We start from the raw sequence: 17998 nt of genomic DNA, 5'->3' as shown, positions 1-17998 counted from the left end.
CGTAATACGCCCGAAACCACGCCAGGAAGGACCGCCGTGCCCATCGAGCGAACCGAGAGCCTGGCCGCCGTGCTGATGGCCATCCGCGGCCGGCCCGGCGTCACCCAGCCGATGCTCACCGACCAGGTCGGCTGGGGCCGCAGCGTCGTCGCGAGCCGGATCGCGGAGCTGGAGTCGGCCGGCCTGGTCACGACCGCCGGCGTCGGCCCCTCCACCGGCGGCCGGGCGCCCCGGCAGCTGCGGCTGCGGGCCGAGTCCGGCCTCGTGGTCGGCGTCGGCATCGGCGCCACCCGGATGGAGGTGGGCGTCGCCGACCTGTCCGGGCGGCTGCTGGCCCGCAGCGAGGAGCAGATCGAGGTCGGCGACGGCCCCGAGACGGTGCTCGGGCACGCCGAGAAGGTCGTCGACGAGCTGTTGGCGCGCCGCGCCGAGGGCCGCGCGATCTGGGGCGTCGGGGTCGGCGTGCCCGGACCGGTGGAGTTCGCGACCGGCCTGCCGGTGGCGCCGCCGATCATGCCCGGCTGGGACGGCTACCCGATCCGGGACCGGTTCGCCGGCCGCTACGGGGCCGCGACCTGGGTCGACAACGACGTGAACCTGCTGGCCCTGGGCGAGCTGCACGCCAACCCGGCGGCCGCGGCCGCCCGCGACTTCCTCTACGTGAAGATCGGCACCGGCATCGGCGCCGGCCTGATCTCGGGCGGCCGGCTGCACCGCGGCACGAACGGCTGCGCCGGCGACATCGGCCACGTGGCGGCGGCCGAGACCGGCGGCGTGATCTGCCGCTGCGGCAACGCCGGCTGCCTGGAGGCCGCGGCCGGCGGCGCGGCGCTCGCCCGGGAGGGCCGCTGGCTGGCCGAGACCGGCGGCAGCCCGCTGATGGCGGCGATCCTGGCCGAGAAGGGCACGGTGCGCGCCGCCGACGTGACGGCCGCCGCGCACGCCGGCGACCCGGCAGCGCAGGCGTTGCTGATCCGGGCCGGCCAGCTGGTGGGCGGCACCCTGGCGACGCTGGTGAGCTTCTACAACCCGGCGCTGGTGGTGCTCGGCGGCGAGGTGTCCCGCACGGGCGACTTCGTGATCGCCGCGATCCGCGAGTCGGTCCAGCGGCGGTCGCTCCCGCTCGCCACCCGGACGCTGCGCATCGAGCACGCGACGCTGAACGAGGCAACCGGCCTGACCGGCGCGGTGCACCTGGTGGTGGACGAGCTCTTCGCCCCGCACCGGCTGGCCCGCTGGCTCCCCCATTCCACCCCGGCCGGCCGCCCGGCGCTGGCCGCCCTCAACCCGTCATGAACAGCGAATGAGCCCGACCGTTTCCGACAATTTCCTACCCATCGGTCCGACCATTCCGGATGAGTGAGCTCTAGCTCGCATTTCGCTCCGGAGACCGGTTGACATGCCGCGCATCATGCAAGCGTGACAATCGATGCGCGGGTTTCCCGCCGGGCCGAAGATTGCCTTGCCGAGGCGCCCGCCGTCCCCGGTCCGGTCGCGTCAGCCGACCGGCCGGTCCTCGGGGGCGCCCTCGAGCCGATCACCGGCGAGGTCCTCAAGAGACGCTCGCTCGAGGTGTCCTCGACCAGCTTCACCACGATCATCAGCATCATTCTCGGCGTGGCGCTCGCTCTCCTCGCGCAGAACACGTTTCCCCGCCTGTCCCCGCTCGTCAGCCTGCAGAGCGCCTGCCTTCTGCTGTTGTTCGTCTGCACCTTCCACTACTTCCTGTCGATGAGCGTGGTGCTCCGCTGGGCGCCGTCCTTCATGGACTGCTCGTCGCCGTTCATCATCACCAGCCTGGAGATTCCGCCGGCCTACTTCCTGGGCCAGGTCTCCGCCTGGAGCGGCTGGATCGCCGTCCTCTTCCTGTTTGTCGCCGCCGGTGTCTCCAGCACCGTCAAGTACTCGCCGATCTGCCATTTCGGCGGCGACCGGCGCGCGCAGAAGATGCTGCACGCGACACTTCTGGAAATCACCGCGGCGCTGCTGACGGGCGCGTTTCTGCTGGGCGCGATCGCCGTGCTGGCGCGGGCGCTGCCGGCGGCGTGAACCGGCCGCCGTTCAACTGACTGCCCCCACTATCGCCCGGTCAACGATTCCAGGATGGCGAGGAACGCGGCCTCGTGCGCCCGGCGGATGCGCGAGAATCGGGTTCGTGAAGGCCATCATCTATCGCGACAACGGCGGCCCCGAGGTTCTCGAGCTCGTCGACCGTGACCTGCCCACGCCCGGGCCCGGCGAGGTCCGCGTGCGGATCGCCGTCTCCGGGGTCAACCCGACCGACTGGAAGACCCGCTCCGGCGCCACCAATCCGAAGCAGTTCGCCGAGGTCACGCCCCACCTCGACGGCGCCGGGACGATCGACGCCGTGGGCGACGGCGTGCCCGCCGGCCGGGTCGGCGAGCGGGTCTGGCTGTTCATGGCCACCGCCGGGCGCCCGATCGGGACCGCCGCCGAGTTCACCGTCGTGCCGGCCGGGAACGCCGTGCCGCTGCCGGGCGGGGCCGGCTTCGAGCTCGGCGCCTCGCTCGGCGTGCCGGCGCTGACCGCGCACCGCGCGCTGACCGTCGCCGAGGACGGGCCGCGCCGCCTGCGCCCGGGCGCGCTCGACGGCAAGGTGGTGCTCGCCGCGGGCGGCGCGGTCGGCCACGCGGCCATCCAGCTGGCCCGCTGGGCCGGCGCCACGGTGATCAGCACGATCAGCGGCCCGGCGAAGGCCTGGCTGGCCACGGCGGCCGGCGCCGACCACGTGATCAACTACCGCGAGGGCGACCCGGCGGCCGAGATCCGCACGATCGCCCCCGACGGCGTCGACATCGTGGCCGAGGTGGCGCTGGGCGCGAACCTGGCCCTCGACCTGGCCGTCCTGCGCACCCGGGGCACGATCGCGACGTACGCCAACGACGGCAACAAGCCGGTCTCGCTCGACGTGCGGCAGAACATGGTGCTCAACACCCGCTTCCAGTTCCTGGTGCTCTACACGGTCGGTCCCGCGGCGCTGTCCGCGGCGGCCGAGGACGTGGCCGCCGCCGTCGCCGACGGGGCGCTGCCGGTCGGCGAGGAGCACGGCCTGCCGCTCGTGCGCTTCCCGCTCGACCGCACCGCCGACGCGCACCGGGCGGTCGAGGACGGCACGGTCGGCAAGGTGCTGGTCGACGTGGCGTAACCGGCGGGCGGTGTGACCCATCACTCGTACCGCCGCCTGTTTTGATAGCTGCATTATGCAGCTATCCTGGAGACGTGAGCGACGCAATCTTCAAACAACCCAAGGCCGTGTACGCGGTGGCGTTCGCGTGCGTGGTCAGCTTCATGGGCATCGGCCTGGTGGATCCGATCCTGCCCGCCCTGTCCCAGCAGCTCGACGCCACGCCCAGCCAGGTCAGCCTGCTGTTCACCAGCTACCTGCTGGTCACCGCGGTGGCGATGCTGTTCACCGGGTGGGTCTCGAGCCGGATCGGGCCCAAGATGACGCTGATCACCGGGCTCGGGCTGATCGTCGTCTTCGCCGCGCTGGCCGGCCTCTCCGGCTCGATCAACGGCATCGTCGGCTTCCGCGCCGGCTGGGGCCTCGGCAACGCCCTGTTCATCGCGACCTCGCTGGCGGTCATCGTGGCATCGGCGACCGGCGGCTTCGCGGGGGCGATCGTCATGTACGAGGCGGCGCTCGGCCTGGGCATCGCGGCCGGCCCGCTGCTGGGCGGCCTGCTCGGCGACATCAGCTGGCGGGGCCCCTTCTTCGGGGTCGCGGTGCTGATGGCGATCGCCCTGCTGGCCACGGTCACGCTGCTCGACGCGACGCCGAAGCCGGCCCACAAGACGCCGCTGCTGGCCCCGATCCGGGCACTGCGGCACCGCAGCCTGCTGACCATGGGCATCACCGCGCTGCTGTATAACTGGGGCTTCTTCACGATGCTCGGCTACGCGCCGTACCCGATGGAGCTCGGCGCGGTCCAGCTCGGCTTCGTCTTCTTCGCGTGGGGCCTGCTGCTCGCCTTCTTCTCCATCACCGGGGCGCCCTGGCTGCAGCGCCGGTTCGGCACCGCGCCCTCGCTGTACGGCGCGCTCGGCGCGTTCGCGGTGCTCATCCTGCTGATCGGCGTCTTCACCGACAACCGCTGGGCGGTCATCGTCTGCGTGATCGCCTCCGGCGTCGTGGCCGGCATCAACAACACGCTGACCACCCAGGCCGTCATGCTGGTCTCGCCGGTCGAGCGCCCGGTCGCCTCGGCCGCGTACGGCTTCGTGCGGTTCATCGGCGGCGGGCTCGCGCCGTTCGCCGCCGGCAAGATGGTCGACCACTGGAACATCCACGTCCCGTTCGTGGTCGGCGCGGTCGCCGTCCTGCTCGGCGTGCTGGTGCTGACCACCGGCCACCGCCCGCTCGCCCGGGCCGACGCCGAGATGGCCGCGACCCCGCACGGCGGCGCCGACGAGGTGGCGGGCGAGGTAGCCGACGAGTTCGGTGGCGCGCCGGACGCGATCGACTACGAGCACTCCCGCACCTGAGACGCGGTATATGCTTCGTCAAGCAACTTAGGCGGGAGGCGGCGTGGCGGACGTGCGGGTCGTGGTCATCGGCGCCGGCCAGGCCGGGCTCTCCGCGGGCTACCACCTGCGCCGGCGGGGGCTGGCCGACCACGACTTCGTGATCCTCGACGCCGAGTCCGCGCCCGGCGGCGCCTGGCGTCACCGCTGGGAGTCGCTGCGGATGAACACCGTGAACGGCATCTTCGACCTGCCCGGCTTCCCCAAGCCGCCGCTCGACCCGGACGAGCCCAGCCGCACGGCCGTTCCCCGCTACTTCGCGGCCTTCGAGCGGGAGGCCGGGTTGCCGATCCGGCGCCCGGTGCGCGTCACCTCCGTACGCGCCGCGGACCCGGACCCCCACGGCGAGCTCGCCGTCGACACCACCCATGGCCGGTGGACCGCCCGGGCCGTCATCAACGCGACCGGCACCTGGACCAACCCGGTGCGCCCGTACTACCCCGGGCAGGAGAGCTTCGCCGGCCTCCAGCTGCACACCCACGACTACGTGTCGGCCGACCGCCTGGCCGGCCGCCGGGTGGCCGTGGTCGGCGGCGGCATCTCGGCCGTCCAGCTGCTCGACGAGATCTCCCGGGTGGCGACCACGTTCTGGTACACCCGGCGGGAGCCGGTCTTCCGGGCCGGCCCGTTCGAGCCCGAGGTGGCCGGCCGCGAGATCATCGCCAAGGTCGTCGCCGACGTCGAGGCCGGGCGGCCCACCGGCAGCGTCGTCTCCTACACCGACCTGGCCTGGACCCCGTACGCGCGGGCGGCCCGGGACCGCGGCGCCCTGGTCCGCCGCCCGATGTTCGCCGCGATCGAGCCGCACGGCGTCCGCGAGGCCGACGGCTCGTTCACCGCCGTCGACACCATCCTGTGGGCCACCGGCTTCAAGGCCGCGCTCGCCCACCTCGACCCCCTGGGCCTGCGCAACGAGCACGGCGGCATCCGCATGGCCGGCACCCGGGTCGCCGCCGAGCCGCGCGTGCACCTGATCGGCTTCGGGCCGTCTCAATCCACGGTTGGCGCCAACCGTGCGGGCCGCGCGGCGGCCGCGGCCCTGACCAGGTACCTCGCCGAATTTCCACAGTCACGGGTTGCCGCCGGCGCCGGCTGACACCGTGCGGCGCCGCGACGTTACTTCCCGTCAGACCGTTCAAGTTGCGACGTTGCCTGCCGATAGCTCAGCCGACCGGACTGTGCGGGTGAGGGGGCGACGTGTTCGACGCGAACCGCTGGCGCGCCTGGTTCACGCCGGTCGCCCTGCTGCTCGCCATCACCGATGTGCTGCTGGTCACGCTCGGCTCGCACGCCGACTTCGGCAAGCTGCTGGTCTGGATCCCCGCCGTCGCCGGCCCGGCCATCGCGGTGGCCGCCTTCCTCACCGCCGGCACGCTCGCCGGCGGCGCGCTGCGCCTGTTCTGGCGGCGGCTGGCGGTCGGCATGGGCTTCGTCACGGTCGCGGCCGTCAGCCAGACCATCGACATCGGCACCACCGACTACACCGGGATGCCGCCGATCGGCGCGCGCACGCTTCTGCTGTACGTGGCCGGCACCCTCGCGGCGATCGGCGGCCTGCTGCGGCTGCCCGGCGGCGGGCGCAGCTGGCGGCAGATGACCACCGCCCTGCTCGACGTCGCTGTCGTCGCCGTCACCGCCGGCATCGCCTCCTCGCAGTACGTGGGCTGGTTCATGGACCGGTTCGGGGTCAGCGCCTCGGCGTGGTGGCTGAACATCGCGATGATGGCGATCGCCGTGGCCGGCGTGGTGGTCATCGTGAAGATCATGGCGGCCCGGATGAGCCCGGTCCCGCGGGCCGCGCTGTGGTGGCTGGCGCCGGTCGGGCTGTGCGGGCCGCTGTCCACCATCCTCATGTCGGTGCTCAAGCCCTGGCCGCACCTCAACGGCAGCGCCGCGGTGCTGCCGTTCGTCGGGCTCTTCGGCGTGCTCGCCGCCGACGCCCAGCGCCGTCACCTGGCCGGCGACCAGACCCGCGCGTCGCTGGTCGTGCCGTCGTCGCCGCACCGCCGCGGCACCGCGATCCCGCTGGTCGCCACCGGCCTGACCAGCGTGCTGCTGACCATCGTCTTCCTGCGCACCGGGCACCTGAGCGTCGTCCAGGTCGGCGGCACGACCGTGTTGCTGCTGCTGGTGGTCGCGCGCCAGGCGGTGGCGCTGGCCGAGAACGCCGGCCTGCTCGGCACGGTCGCCCAGCAGGCGATGCGCGACGATCTGACCGGGTTGCTCAACCGCCGCTACTTCCGGGCCGCGGTGGCCGAGGCCACCGGACCGCACACCGTCGTGCTGATCGACCTGAAGGAGTTCCGGGCGCTCAACGACGGACTCGGGCCGGAGGCGGGCGACGAGCTTCTGCGGGCGTACGCCGAGCGCCTCACCCGCCTGGCCGAGGGCGAGCCGGCGGTGGCCCGCCTGGGCGGCGACGAGTTCGGGGTGCTGCTCACCGGCACCGGATCGGACTTCGCCGACCGGCTGCGGGACGCCAACGCCGAGCCGTTGCGCGCGGCCGGGCACGAGGTGCTGGTCGACATGTCGGTCGGGGTCGCCGACGGCGAGGACGGCGACCTGTACCGGCGGGCCGAGATCGCGCTGCGCGAGGCCACGGCCGGCGCCGGCTACGCCCGCTACGACGCCTCGCTCGAGCGCCGGCTGACCCAGCGGGCGACCATCGCCGCCGACCTGCGCCGGGCCCTGGTCAACGGCGACTTCCACCTGCTCTACCAGCCGGTCGTCGAGCTGCCGCACGGGCGGATGACCGGGGTGGAGTCACTCATCCGCTGGACCCGGCCGGACGGCGAGGTCGTCTCCCCCGCCGACTTCATCCCGGTCGCCGAGGACACCGGGCTGATCGTCGAGCTCGGCGCGTGGATCGTCGACGCGGTCTGCGCGCAGGCCGCCGCCTGGCGACGCGAGCACGGCCCGGACGCCCTGCACTCGGTGGCCGTCAACGTGTCGGCGCGGCAGCTGCTGGACCCCGCCCTCCCGGAGCTGGTCGCCGCGGCACTGGCCCGGCACGGCGTACCGGCACGGCAGTTGACCGTCGAGATCACCGAGACCGCCGTCTTCGGCGGCGGGCGCGCCCTCGCGACCGTGCAGGCCCTCTCCGAGCTCGGGGTGAGCATTGCGCTCGACGACTTCGGCACCGGGCACTCGTCGCTCGGCCTCCTGCGCACCTGCCCGGTCGACGCCATCAAGGTCGACAAGTCGTTCGTCGACGGCCTGGGCGGGACGCCGCAGCACGAGGCGATCGTGACCGCGCTGACCGGCATCGCCGAGAAGATGGGGCTGCGCACGGTCGCCGAGGGCGTGGAGACGGCCGCCCAGGCCCGGCGGTTGCACGAGCTCGGCTACCGGTACGTGCAGGGCTTCCACTTCGCCCGGCCCCTGCCGGCGGCGGAGATCGGCGCGATGCTGGAGCGGCCGGGCACGACCAGCCCCGGCCCGTACGCGGCCATCACCGCCTGACCCTGGCCGCTGCCCTGCTGCTCACCGTCACCGCGGCATGGCCGTCCCGTCCGGCCGGGGCAGCACGTAACCCCAGCACCACCCCACCGGCTCCTGGTCGTCCAAGGCCACGAGCGCAAGCGTCCCGGGAGCGCCCGCGAAGGCGGCCGCGCCGCCGTCGTCGCCGATGAACCGCCGGATCGCGGCCGCGAGGAGGCCGGCGCCGGCCGGTAAGAAACGGAGAGCCACACCGGCATTGTGTCGTGCCACCATCGGCAGGCGTCAACGCCCGCTGTCAGCATCCGCGAGACGGTCGACGGCACCCGGCAAAGCTGAGGGCCGGGGATTGGCGCCGCCCGCGCCGGGTAATACCACCGCGTACGCCTGACGATGTGGAGGCAAAGCCATGGCTTTCGATGACAAGGTCGACAACAAGGCCGAGGAAGTGGGCGGCAAGGTCAAGGAGGGCGTGGGCAAGGCCACCGACGACGAGAAGCTCGAGGCCGAGGGTAAGGCCGACCAGAGCTCGTCGAAGGTGAAGCAGGCCGTCGAGAACGTCAAGGACGCCTTCAAGTCCTAGTTTCCGCGCTCTCATGCCGCGCCCGGCCGGGCGGTTCGCCTCGGCCCGGCGCGGCATGATCGTGAGGTGAGCATGAACCAGGGCGTGGACGCGCTGCTGGCGCGGGCGCGGGCCGGAATGCGGCGGCTCGATCCGCAGGAGACGTGGGCGGCGATGGCCGGTGGCGCCCTGCTGATCGACACGCGGACCGACGTGCAGCGGGCCAAGCAGGGTGACCTTCCGGGCGCGATCGTCATCGACCGGACGGTGCTCGAGTGGCGGCTCGACCCCACTTCGGAGCATCGCATTCCCGAGGCCACCGGGCACGACCTGCGAATCGTGGTGGTCTGCCGGCAGGGCTACAGCTCCAGCCTGGCGGCGGCCGGCCTGCGCGCGATCGGCCTGCACCGGGCCACCGACCTGATCGGCGGGGTCGAGGCCTGGCTCGAGGCCGGGCTGCCGATCACCACCGAGCCGGCCGACGTGCGGGAGTGAGTGGTCAGGAGTCCAGGAAGCCGGTGATGAACGGCAGGGTCCGTCGCATCCCGCCTCCCGCTCCAGCAGCGCGGCGAGCCGCCGCCGTGGATGAGCAGCAACGGCGGCCGTCCGCCACGGTGTTGCCGGTTAGTGTTCCTGCCATGACAGTCCTGCACGGGCCGGACGACACGGCCGGGACGGTGCTCTCCTACGGGCACTGGGGCCGGCCGGTGCTGGTGTTCCCGACCGAGAAGGGCAACGCGTGGGAGTGGCCGGACAACGGCATGGTCGCCACCCTGCAGCCGCTGATCGAGGCGGGCCGGATCAAGCTGTACTGCGTCGACTCGTACGACGAAGGCACCTGGTCGGCCCACCACCTGCCGCTGGAGGAGCGGGCCCGCCGGCACGGCCGCTACGAGTCGTGGATCCTCGGGGCGGTCGTGCCGCACATCCGCGCCGAGACCGGTGACGGCGCCGAGATCGTCACCACCGGCTGCTCGCTCGGCGCCTTCCACGCGCTCAACTTCGCCTTCCGCCGGGCCGATCTGTTCCCGCTGGCGCTGTGCTTCTCCGGCAACTACGACCCCGGCACCTGGAACGGCTGGGGTGAGCGCGGCGACGCCGTCTACTTCAACAGCCCCGCCGACTACGTGGCGAACCTGCACGGCGACCACCTCGAGTGGCTACGCTCGCGGCTGTCCGTCCTGCTGGTCTGCGGGCAGGGCCAGTGGGAGGACACCACCGGCGCGCTCGCCTCGACGCCGCGCATGGCCGGGCTGCTGGCGGAGAAGGGCATCCGCCACGAGCTCGACATGTGGGGCCGGGACACGCCGCACGACTGGCCGTCGTGGCGGGCCCAGGCCGCCCATCATCTGCCCCGCTTCTGCTGACCCCGGCGCCCGCGCGATGCCGGCCGGTCAGGGCGGCGTCACGATCGACACCCGCCGCAGGTTCGCGAGGTCGGCCGTGGGTGTGAGCTCCACCGTGCCGGCGGTGGCCGCCTTGGTCGCGGCCGCGCGCCCGATGGTGACGGCCGTGCCGTGGGCCGGGTCGGGCACCATGACCCGGTTGCCCTGGTAGATCTCCATCTTGTCCCCGGCCGGGATGTGGTCCATCACCAGCTTCCCGCCGGTGCCGCGGACCGACCCCGGCACGTTGCTGATGGCGGTGTACGCGGTGCTCGCGAACCCGGGGCTGGTGACCAGCTCCACGGTGGCCTCCCCGCGAGCCGCGTCGACCGCCGCCACCCGCCCGGCCAGGCCGGCCGCCACCACCGCGAGCTGCCCCGGCCGCACCGGGCCGCCGTCCTCCAGCGCCACCACGACCCGATCGCCGTCGCGCCGGACGACGTCGCCGCGTACGGCCCTGGTGTCGCCCTCGGCCCCGCCGTCGCCCGGCACCGCGAACACCCGCGTCCAGCGGGCGAACAGCCTCGACGACCGGACGTAGCCCTCGATGGTGGTGGTCTCGGGGGTCGCGGTCGGCAGCCCGGCCACGACGAAACGGCCGGTCGGCGTCTCGGGGTCGCCGCGCAGCTCCTGGTCGATCGACGTGCTCGACATCCGCACCGAGGTCACGCCGGGCATGGCGACGGCGATCGCGTACGTGTCCCAGAAGGTGTCCCCCGCCACGCCCGCCGGCCCGGTCAGCCGCGCGCTGACCAGGCTCACCACCCGGGTCGAGGCCGGGTCGGGCGCCGGCCGGTCGGCTCGCAGCCGGAGGGCGCCGGCCGCGGTGCGGTCGCCGGTGAAGAATGCCAGCCGGGCCTGGTCGCGCCGGTCGTAGCCCTCCAGCACCACCACCGATTGCAGGAGCCGGTCGCGGGTGGCGACCAGCGGCCGGACGGCGGTGTGCGGCCCGGCGCCGCCCCAGGCCCGGGTCGCCTCCGCCACCAGCGCGGTGTCCACGGTCCCCGCGGCCGGCCAGCCGAGGAACGGCCCGTCGGGAGGCGTCGCCGCCGGCCGTGGCGCCGGCCCCACGCCGGCCACCCAGAACAGCGACGCCAGCAGGGCCACGCACATCACGGCCGCGCCCGCGCCGGCGAGCCGCCGCCGGGCCCGGATGCGGGCCGCCCGCCGCAGCACCAGGGCCTCGTAGCCGTCGGCCGGCGTCACCGGGCCGGCCAGCTCGGTCAGCTGGTCGCGCAACTCCTCGGTACTACGCATAGTGCACCTCGTGTCCGGCCTCGGCCCAGCGCTTGCGCAGGGTCGCCAGCCCCCGGGAGGACAGGCTCTTGACCGTGCCGACCGAGCAGCCCAGCGCGTGGGCCGCGTCCTGCTCGGACAGGTCCTCGTAGAAGCGCAGGACGACCGCCGCGCGCTGCCGGGCCGGCAGGCCGTCGAGCGCCCGGCGCAGCCAGTCCCGCTGCTCGACCGGCCCGTAGTCGTCGCGCGCCCGGCCCTCGGCGATCCGGCCGATCGGCTGCTCCCACCAGGATCGGCGCCGGCGCGAGCTCACGTACGTGTTGACCAGCACCCGCTGCACGTAGTGGTCGACGCCCTCGGACCCCTGCAGGCGCGACCATGCCACCACCGTCTTGGCCAGCGTCGTCTGCACCAGGTCCTCGGCCCGGCCGCGGTCGCCGCACAGCAGGAACGCGGTCCGCAGCAGACGCGGGTAGGCCGCCCGGACGAAGGCCGTGACCTCCTCGGCCTCTCTCGATCTCACACCGTGTACATACGCTGCCGGGCGCCGGAAACGTTGCCGGGGCCGGCCGGTTTCACGCCGCCTTCTCCAGGAGCTCGGCGGTGGCCTCCCACAGGCGTCGCTCACGGTCGCGGTCGCGGGCCACCGGCTTCACCTCGACGACCCGGTCCTTCAGCACGAACGCGCCGTCGCGCAGCCCGGCCCACTTCTCGTCGAGGGCGACCGACGCCAGCAGCGGGCCGGAACGCTCCGGGGTCGAGACGCCGGGAATGCGGCTCAGCCCGCGGCCGACCGCGCGCACCGCCGCGGGCGCGTCCCGGCTCAGCGACGTGCCGGGCATCCAGCCCGGCTCGAACACCGACACGTCGACGCCGGGGCCGGCGTGCCGCTGCAGCTCGTGGGCGTAGTACAGGATCGCCAGCTTCGCGTTCGAGTAGGCGACGCCCGACGCCTTCATCCCCGGGCGGTCGCCGGTGGCGGGCCGGGCGATGTCGACCGGGTCGCGCCAATCGGCCTCGGGCACGCTCAGCATCCGGCGCCAGATGTTGGCGTGGTACGTGTTCGAGCCGAGCAGCACGATGCGGGCGGGCGTGGCGAACGAGCCGAGCAGGTCGCCGATCAGCTGGGCGTGCGCGAGGTAGTTCACCGCGAAGGTCAGCTCGTAGCCGTCGGCGGACGCGGTCCGGGTGTCGGGCGACATCGCGCCGGCGTTGGCGATCAGCGCCCGCAGTGGTGCCGCCTTTCCGGAGGACAGCATTTCCCGTACGGCCGAGGCCGCCGCCCGCACGTCGGCCAGCCGCGACAGGTCGCAGCCGATCTCGTGCACGCGCGCGCCCCGGGCCCGTGCCTGTTCCGCCACCGCGGCGAGGGCGGGCCCGGCCCGGCCGAGCAGCAGCAGCTCGGCTCCGGGGCGGCCGGCCATGGCGAGGGTGGCGGCCCGGCCGAGACCGCGGGTCGGGCCGGTGATGAGTGTCGTGGTCATGCGACCCAGCGTGCGGAAGCCGGCGCCGGTCAGGCAGTCGTTCCGTTGTCGTAGGAATGGCAGGGCCAGGACAACGGCGGCGGCGCCGCGCAGACTTGACGACGTGGAGTCGTGGGAGTTCGGCCGGACCGTGCGCCGCTGGCGCGACCGGGTCGCACCGGAGGCGGTGGGCGTGCCGGCCGGGCGCCGCCGGCGGGCGAGCGGGTTGCGCCGCGAGGAGCTGGCCGCGCTGGCCGGCATCTCGGCCGACTACCTGACCCGGCTCGAGCAGGGCCGGGCCACCGCGCCCTCGGCCCAGGTCGTGGAGGCGCTCGCGCGGGCGCTGCGCCTGGCCGACGCCGAGCGCGACCTGCTCTACCGGCTGGCCGGGCACGCCGCGCCGGGGCCCGGCGTGGCGCCCTCGCGGGTCACCCCGAGCGTGCAGCGGCTGCTCGACCGGCTGTCGCACACGCCGGTCGTGGTCTACGACGCGAGCTGGAACCTGGTGCTGGCGAACGCGCCGTACGACGCGCTCATGGGCGAGACCACGTCCTGGCGCGGCCTCGAGCGCAACGCCATCTGGCGCAACCTGCGCGGCCCCGGAGCCCGGGTCGTGCACACACCCGAGGAACAGGCCGACCACGTCGCTCGGCTGGTCGCCGACCTGCGCCTGACCGCCTCCCGCTACCCGGCCGACCGCGCGCTGCGGCAGCTGGTGGCCCGGCTGGCCGCGGAGAGTCCGCGCTTCGCCGAGCTGTGGGAGTCGGACGCGCCGCCCCCGCCGCCGGTCCCGTCCAAGCGGAAGGTGATCGACCATCCGGCGGCGGGCCGGATGACGCTCGACTGCGACACGCTGGTCGTCGCCCTCGACGACCTGCGCATCACCGTCTACACCGCCGAGCCGGGCACCGAGGACGCCGAACGCCTGGCGCTCGCGGTCGTGCTCGGCACCCAGGAGCTCGTCGAGTAGGCGCGCGCGGGCCCGGCCCGCCCGCGCCGGTCGCGCAGGCGCGAGCGGGTCTCGCAGGTCGCGCAGGCGCCGCTCGAGCGGGCGCGTCATCGGGCGGACGCCACGGCCCGGGTGCGCAAGCCGCCCCACAGCAGGAGGACGCAGACGCCGACCAGGGCCGGCTCGAGCGCGAAGGCGACGGACAGGCCGAACCGGTCGGCGAGGGCGCCGAGCAGGAACGGCGACGCGGCGGCGACCACGCCGAGGATCAGCTGCGAGCGCGCGTTGGCCCGGTCCTCGCGCCCGTCCGAGGCGTCGAGGGTGAGCGCCAGCGCGAGCGGATACAGGTTCGCGATGCCGGCGCCGCACACGAACAGCGCGACGACGGCGACGACGGGCCGGCCGGTCAGCCAGAACACGGCGACGCCGGCGCCGGTGAGGACGAGCGAGCCGTACAGGAGTCCGGCGCCGCGTCCGGGCCGGCGGGTCAGCGCCGAGCCGAGCACCCGTCCGATCAGGATGCCGAGGTAGTTGACGCTCAACGCGGCGCCGGCGGCGGCCGCGGAGAGGCCGGCGCCGACGAGCACCTGGGGCCCGAAGTAGATCAGGCAGAACTCGATCGCCGAGCTGACCGCGGTCAGGGCCGCGAACAGCCAGCAGGCGGCCGGGAGCCGTCCCGCCTCGTGCGCGGTCCCACCGGACCGGGCGGCGGGCAGTGGCCGCCCGCGATACCGCAGGTACAGCACCGCGAGAACGACCGCCGGGACGGCGAACGCCCCGCGCCAGCCGGCCGCGCCGGCCGCCAGCGCGCCGAGGGCCAGCGGAGCGATCACGGCGGACGCCCCGGCGCCGATGTTCGCCTCGGTCAGGGCCCGGTCGCGCCGCGGGCCGTGCCGGTCGGACAACACCGCCTGGATCACCGTGAGCAGCGTCGTCCCGGCCAGGCCGAACAGGCCGGCCGCGGTGAGCGTGGCCGGCACGCCCCGGCCCAGCGTGAACAGGGCCGCACCGGCGGTGGTGCCGAGCGCCGAGCCCCACAGCAGCACGCTGCGGGTCAGGTGGCGGGCCAGCAGCGCGAACGCGGCACCGGCCAGCGCGGCGCCGGCCGCCCACACGACCTCGTAGACGCCCAGCAGGGTGTAGGAGAAGCCGAGCTCGGCCCGCAACAGGGTCACGGCCGGGCCGAAGGCGTACAGCCAGAAGGTGAAGCAGCCCAGCGCCGCGTAGGCCAGCACGGTCGGCGCATCCCGCTCGAAGACGCCGGACTCCGGATCCGTTGTGTATCGATACACAAGTAGAGTCTGCGCCATGAGCGGTTCCGCCGGCAACCCGAAGCCGCGGCCGACCATGCGCGAGGTCGCCCGCGCGGCCGGCGTGTCACCGATGACGGTCTCGTACGCGTACTCCCGCCCCGAGCGGGTCTCGGCCGAGGCGGCGGCCAAGGTACGGGCCGCGGCCCAGCGGCTGGGCTATCCCGGGCCGCACCCGGCGGCGCGCTCGCTGCGCCGGGGACGGGCCGGCTCGCTCGGCGTCGTGCTCGGCGAGCGGCTCAGTTACGCGTTCGACGACCCGCAGGCGGCGCGTTTCCTGGCCGGCGTCGCCGACGTCTGCGCGGCCGAGGGTGTCGGGCTCACGCTGGTGCCGATCACCGGCGGCCCGTCCGACGCCGAGCGGGTCGCGCAGGCGGCCGTCGACGGCTTCGTCGTCTGGACCACCAGCGACGACGATCCGGTGCTGGACGCCGTGGCCGCCACCGGCCTGCCCGCGGTGATCCACGCCGGGCCGCGGCGCCCGGGGATGCCGGTGATCGGCATCGACGACCGCGCCGCCGCCGAGGCGATCGGGCGGGTGGCGTTCGCGCACGCCCGGCGGCCGGTCGTGCTGAGCTTCCCGCTCGACCGCGACCGTGCCCGCGGGCTGTTCACCGGGGACATCGGCGAGGTGCGATTCCCGGTGACCCGGCACCGCTGGGCGGGCTTCCGCGCCGCCTGGGCGGCGACCGGCCGCCCGGCCGGGCGGCTGCGGCTGGCGGTGTGCCCGGTCAACCATGCCGCCGAGGGCGAGGCGTTCGCCGCCGAGCTGCTGCGGTCCGGCGCCCCGCCGGACGCCATCGCCGCGATGAGCGACGAGCTTGCCCTCGGTGCCCTGCGCGCCGCCGCGGCCGCCGGCGTGCGGGTGCCCGCGGAGCTGGCGGTCACCGGCTGGGACGACACCGACGCGGCCGCGCCCGCCGGACTCACCACGCTGGCCCAGTCGCTGCGCGATCAGGGAACGCGATGCGCGCGGGCGGCGCTGGGGCTGGCCGCACCGGCTGCCGGCCGGCCCGGGTGGCGTGTCGTGCCGCGTACGACCACGCGGTGAGCCCCGGCGGGGATTCCGGGGCCCACCGCGGCGATCAGGCGTTCGTCTGGTCGTCCACCGTGGCGCCGCCGGCGCTCTTCTGGATCGACGCGATGGTGTTCATCGCCGACGCCTTCTGCTTGTACCCTTCGCTGGTGGCCACCACCTGACCGTTGCTGGCCACCAGGTTGAACCGGAACTCGCCGTTGCTGGACTTCTTCACCACGAACTTCATGTGTCCACCTCCAGCACGGCAGTTACCCAGACCGGCGAAAGTTGATGCTTTGCGGCGGCGACAATGGGGCATGGCCACATGCAACCTGTGCCCGCCCGGCAGCCGCGACGTGCTGGACACGGAGATGGAGGAGCACCTCTCCACCGTGCATCCGGAGGTCGAGCCGGACGGCACCGACCGGTCCGACGACAGCAGCATCGTGCGCGACTCGTCGCTCGCGCCCGGGCCGGCGGCGGAGCCGGGCGCGAGCGAGTGGCACGGGCCGGCGGGTCAGGCCCGCACGTAACGCGTGACGACGACCTGGCCGTCGACGAGGCGGGACTCCTCCGCGCGCAGGGTGACGCGCTCCTTGGGCTCGCCGAAGAGCCGGCGGCCGCCGCCGAGGACGACCGGGTGCACGGCGATGTGGTACTCATCGATGAGGCCGTGCCTGGTCAGCTCGGCCGCGAGGGCCGCGCCGCCGGTCAGCAGCATGTCCTTGCCCGGCTGCGCCTTGAGGGCGGAGACCTCGGCCGCCAGGTTGTCGCGGATCACCCGCTCGGTCCACTCGTCGCCGGCGTAGCTCCGGGAGAACACGACCTTCGGCGTGGCCCGCCAGAACGGTGCGAAGGCCAGCGTGTGCGGGTCGGGCGAGAGGGACTCGGCGTTCGGCCAGAAGCCGACCATCATCTCCCACACCGGCCGGCCGAACAGCAGGGTGTCCACCCGCTCGTCGAGCGACTCCGAGTACGCCGACAGGCCCGGACCCATCGTCGGCCAGTCGAACTCGCCGTTGGGGCCGTCGACGAAGCCGTCGATCGAGGCGTGCACCCAGTAAATGATCTTTCGCATGGCTTCTTCTCCTCGGCGGTGCGGGCGTCGTCGAACCTACTTGACCGCCACCCGGCGGGACGTGGCAGCCGGAAAATGCGGCGCCACGCCGACCAGACCCCACCCGTTCAGTGGGTGGGGTTGAGAATAGGGCCGGGCTACGACAATTTCCCGGCGTTGTCCACAGGGGGTTTCCGCCATACACGGTGGTCAATGCAATCGACTACGGCACGGGCCATCCGGCAGAACTTGGACGGACGGATGACCTCGGGCCGCCGACCGGACGACCCTCGGGTCCATGCGTGCAAATGCACGTGCATATGGTCGTGCTCTTGCGCGCGCAGATGCATGCTGTGTAGATGGCGGGGATCCCCACCCGCGCCGCGAGGATGGATCAGCGATGCAGCGAGTGTGGACGTTCGAGGAGACGGACTACCTGTTCGGTGCCGGGGCGCTGCACATGGTCGTCGACCGCGTCGACTGGACCCGGCCGCGCCAGCACAACGGCGAGACGTGGTACGACGTGGACGGCACCGAGGTGACCAAGGACGGCCGCGTCATCGGCCCGCGCCACACCACCGTGCGGGCCAGCCGGCTGCAGCCCGGCTAGCAGTTCCGGTCCGGCTGCCGGTGAAGGGCCGGGAGTAGATCCATTCGTCGCGCATGGTGCGGTTGAACCGTTCGGCTTCGCCATCGGTCTGGGGCCGGTAGCGGCGGGTGAACCGGGGGCGTGGCGCCGAGCTGCGCCACAGCCTGGCGCCAGGCGCGGCCGCGCCGATAGGCCAGCGCGTTGTCGGTCATGACGCGTTCGATGCGTTCGATGCCCAGTGCTGCGAGGTGGGCGGCGGCCCGGCGCAGGAAGTCGGCGCAGGTGGCGATTTTCTCGCCGGGGTGGATTTCGGCGTAGGCAAGCCGGTCGCGTTCGTAGCGGCGGATCGGCTGACCGGTGGGCCGGTCCAGCCAGGCCAGACGGTGCAGACCGGGGCGGGTGAGCAGGGCATGGATGGTGGACGCCGGCATGCCCAGCAATGCTCA

The 17998-nt window shown here is 73.9% G+C and carries 20 protein-coding genes and 1 pseudogene; 13 read left to right on the top strand and 8 right to left on the bottom strand.

The window, feature by feature from the left end; genetic code table 11:
- Positions 1-36: 36 nt before the first annotated feature.
- The 6 genes from ACQP2F_RS19775 (at position 37) to ACQP2F_RS19750 (ending at position 8007) form a co-directional block, all read left to right on the top strand.
- Positions 37-1296, top strand: a complete 1260-nt coding sequence (locus tag ACQP2F_RS19775) for an ROK family transcriptional regulator (RefSeq protein ID WP_433306064.1) — start codon at positions 37-39, stop codon at positions 1294-1296.
- Between the two features lie 123 nt (positions 1297-1419).
- Positions 1420-2049 carry a hypothetical protein gene (locus ACQP2F_RS19770; protein WP_433306062.1) on the top strand — a complete coding sequence of 210 codons (630 nt, stop codon included), beginning with the start codon at positions 1420-1422 and terminating at the stop codon, positions 2047-2049.
- Positions 2050-2155: 106 nt separating this feature from the next.
- The gene (locus ACQP2F_RS19765; RefSeq protein ID WP_433306060.1) at positions 2156-3166 is read left to right on the top strand and encodes an NADPH:quinone reductase; all 1011 of its coding nucleotides are present in this window, start codon (positions 2156-2158) and stop codon (positions 3164-3166) included.
- 74 nt (positions 3167-3240) lie between these two features.
- Positions 3241-4506, top strand: a complete 1266-nt coding sequence (locus ACQP2F_RS19760) for an MFS transporter (protein ID WP_433306058.1) — start codon at positions 3241-3243, stop codon at positions 4504-4506.
- Between the two features lie 43 nt (positions 4507-4549).
- Positions 4550-5641: an NAD(P)-binding domain-containing protein gene (locus ACQP2F_RS19755; RefSeq protein WP_433306056.1), complete on the top strand. Its 1092-nt coding sequence runs from the start codon at positions 4550-4552 to the stop codon at positions 5639-5641.
- A 101-nt stretch (positions 5642-5742) separates the two neighbouring features.
- On the top strand, positions 5743-8007 hold the full coding sequence (locus ACQP2F_RS19750) for a putative bifunctional diguanylate cyclase/phosphodiesterase (protein WP_433306053.1): 2265 nt from the start codon (positions 5743-5745) through the stop codon (positions 8005-8007).
- Positions 8008-8034: 27 nt separating this feature from the next.
- On the opposite strand, the gene ACQP2F_RS19745 is transcribed toward ACQP2F_RS19750, so the two are convergent.
- Complete coding sequence (locus ACQP2F_RS19745; protein WP_433306051.1) at positions 8035-8235, bottom strand: hypothetical protein; 201 nt, start codon at positions 8233-8235, stop codon at positions 8035-8037.
- Positions 8236-8392: 157 nt separating this feature from the next.
- Between ACQP2F_RS19745 and ACQP2F_RS19740 the strand changes: the two genes are divergently transcribed.
- The 3 genes from ACQP2F_RS19740 to ACQP2F_RS19730 all read left to right on the top strand — a co-directional run bounded on the left by ACQP2F_RS19740 (position 8393) and on the right by ACQP2F_RS19730 (position 9912).
- Positions 8393-8566 (top strand): CsbD family protein, encoded by a 174-nt coding sequence (locus tag ACQP2F_RS19740; RefSeq protein ID WP_433306050.1) that lies wholly within the window; start codon positions 8393-8395, stop codon positions 8564-8566.
- Between the two features lie 72 nt (positions 8567-8638).
- On the top strand, positions 8639-9040 hold the full coding sequence (locus ACQP2F_RS19735; RefSeq protein WP_433307563.1) for a rhodanese-like domain-containing protein: 402 nt from the start codon (positions 8639-8641) through the stop codon (positions 9038-9040).
- Between the two features lie 143 nt (positions 9041-9183).
- Positions 9184-9912 carry an esterase family protein gene (locus ACQP2F_RS19730; protein ID WP_433306048.1) on the top strand — a complete coding sequence of 243 codons (729 nt, stop codon included), beginning with the start codon at positions 9184-9186 and terminating at the stop codon, positions 9910-9912.
- Between the two features lie 27 nt (positions 9913-9939).
- Here the strand turns inward: ACQP2F_RS19730 and ACQP2F_RS19725 are convergent, their stop codons facing one another.
- From ACQP2F_RS19725 to ACQP2F_RS19715, 3 genes are read right to left on the bottom strand one after another with little or no spacing between them, the layout of a single operon-like run.
- The gene (locus ACQP2F_RS19725; protein WP_433306046.1) at positions 9940-11187 is read right to left on the bottom strand and encodes an RNA polymerase subunit sigma-70; all 1248 of its coding nucleotides are present in this window, start codon (positions 11185-11187) and stop codon (positions 9940-9942) included.
- Entirely contained in the window at positions 11180-11689 is a 510-nt protein-coding gene (locus tag ACQP2F_RS19720; RefSeq protein ID WP_433306044.1) for a SigE family RNA polymerase sigma factor, read from the bottom strand. The genes ACQP2F_RS19725 and ACQP2F_RS19720 overlap by 8 nt, the downstream gene beginning before the upstream one ends.
- Before the next feature lie 52 nt (positions 11690-11741).
- Complete coding sequence (locus ACQP2F_RS19715) at positions 11742-12650, bottom strand: SDR family NAD(P)-dependent oxidoreductase (RefSeq protein WP_433306042.1); 909 nt, start codon at positions 12648-12650, stop codon at positions 11742-11744.
- A gap of 103 nt (positions 12651-12753) precedes the next feature.
- Here ACQP2F_RS19715 and ACQP2F_RS19710 point away from each other — a divergent pair, with 103 nt between their 5' ends.
- Positions 12754-13599: a helix-turn-helix transcriptional regulator gene (locus ACQP2F_RS19710; protein ID WP_433306040.1), complete on the top strand. Its 846-nt coding sequence runs from the start codon at positions 12754-12756 to the stop codon at positions 13597-13599.
- A gap of 86 nt (positions 13600-13685) precedes the next feature.
- Here the strand turns inward: ACQP2F_RS19710 and ACQP2F_RS19705 are convergent, their stop codons facing one another.
- On the bottom strand, positions 13686-14870 hold the full coding sequence (locus ACQP2F_RS19705) for an MFS transporter (protein WP_433306038.1): 1185 nt from the start codon (positions 14868-14870) through the stop codon (positions 13686-13688).
- Positions 14871-14886: 16 nt separating this feature from the next.
- On the opposite strand from ACQP2F_RS19705, the gene ACQP2F_RS19700 reads away from it, so the two are divergent.
- On the top strand, positions 14887-15939 hold the full coding sequence (locus ACQP2F_RS19700) for a LacI family DNA-binding transcriptional regulator (RefSeq protein WP_433306036.1): 1053 nt from the start codon (positions 14887-14889) through the stop codon (positions 15937-15939).
- 34 nt (positions 15940-15973) lie between these two features.
- On the opposite strand, the gene ACQP2F_RS19695 is transcribed toward ACQP2F_RS19700, so the two are convergent.
- Positions 15974-16153 (bottom strand): YegP family protein, encoded by a 180-nt coding sequence (locus ACQP2F_RS19695; protein WP_433306034.1) that lies wholly within the window; start codon positions 16151-16153, stop codon positions 15974-15976.
- A 70-nt stretch (positions 16154-16223) separates the two neighbouring features.
- Between ACQP2F_RS19695 and ACQP2F_RS19690 the strand changes: the two genes are divergently transcribed.
- The gene (locus ACQP2F_RS19690; RefSeq protein WP_433306032.1) at positions 16224-16439 is read left to right on the top strand and encodes a hypothetical protein; all 216 of its coding nucleotides are present in this window, start codon (positions 16224-16226) and stop codon (positions 16437-16439) included.
- Here ACQP2F_RS19690 and ACQP2F_RS19685 read toward each other — a convergent pair.
- The gene (locus tag ACQP2F_RS19685) at positions 16424-16984 is read right to left on the bottom strand and encodes a dihydrofolate reductase family protein (RefSeq protein ID WP_433306030.1); all 561 of its coding nucleotides are present in this window, start codon (positions 16982-16984) and stop codon (positions 16424-16426) included. The genes ACQP2F_RS19690 and ACQP2F_RS19685 overlap by 16 nt on opposite strands.
- Before the next feature lie 379 nt (positions 16985-17363).
- Here ACQP2F_RS19685 and ACQP2F_RS19680 point away from each other — a divergent pair, with 379 nt between their 5' ends.
- A complete protein-coding gene (locus tag ACQP2F_RS19680) occupies positions 17364-17573 on the top strand; it encodes a hypothetical protein (protein WP_433306028.1) in 210 nt (69 codons plus the stop codon).
- Between the two features lie 10 nt (positions 17574-17583).
- Here the strand turns inward: ACQP2F_RS19680 and ACQP2F_RS19675 are convergent.
- Positions 17584-17992 (bottom strand): annotated as a pseudogene (locus tag ACQP2F_RS19675) (integrase core domain-containing protein); the annotation flags it as partial.
- Positions 17993-17998: the final 6 nt, after the last annotated feature.

The sequence above is a fragment of the Actinoplanes sp. CA-030573 genome (assembly GCF_050951115.1).
Taxonomy (GTDB): domain Bacteria; phylum Actinomycetota; class Actinomycetes; order Mycobacteriales; family Micromonosporaceae; genus Actinoplanes.
The sequence above is the reverse complement of the archived record's forward strand: the minus strand, read 5'-3'. Positions and strand labels throughout refer to the sequence as shown.

Excerpts from the sequence above, each read along its gene's own strand:
- ACQP2F_RS19740 (WP_433306050.1), top strand. The coding sequence starts at position 8,393 with ATGGCTTTCGATGACAAGGTCGACAACAAGGCCGAGGAAGTGGGCGGC.
- ACQP2F_RS19735 (WP_433307563.1), top strand. The coding sequence starts at position 8,639 with ATGAACCAGGGCGTGGACGCGCTGCTGGCGCGGGCGCGGGCCGGAATG.
- ACQP2F_RS19730 (WP_433306048.1), top strand. The coding sequence starts at position 9,184 with ATGACAGTCCTGCACGGGCCGGACGACACGGCCGGGACGGTGCTCTCC.
- ACQP2F_RS19725 (WP_433306046.1), bottom strand. The coding sequence starts at position 11,187 with ATGCGTAGTACCGAGGAGTTGCGCGACCAGCTGACCGAGCTGGCCGGC.
- ACQP2F_RS19715 (WP_433306042.1), bottom strand. The coding sequence starts at position 12,650 with ATGACCACGACACTCATCACCGGCCCGACCCGCGGTCTCGGCCGGGCC.
- ACQP2F_RS19700 (WP_433306036.1), top strand. The coding sequence starts at position 14,887 with ATGAGCGGTTCCGCCGGCAACCCGAAGCCGCGGCCGACCATGCGCGAG.
- ACQP2F_RS19695 (WP_433306034.1), bottom strand. The coding sequence starts at position 16,153 with ATGAAGTTCGTGGTGAAGAAGTCCAGCAACGGCGAGTTCCGGTTCAAC.
- ACQP2F_RS19690 (WP_433306032.1), top strand. The coding sequence starts at position 16,224 with ATGGCCACATGCAACCTGTGCCCGCCCGGCAGCCGCGACGTGCTGGAC.
- ACQP2F_RS19685 (WP_433306030.1), bottom strand. The coding sequence starts at position 16,984 with ATGCGAAAGATCATTTACTGGGTGCACGCCTCGATCGACGGCTTCGTC.
- ACQP2F_RS19680 (WP_433306028.1), top strand. The coding sequence starts at position 17,364 with ATGCAGCGAGTGTGGACGTTCGAGGAGACGGACTACCTGTTCGGTGCC.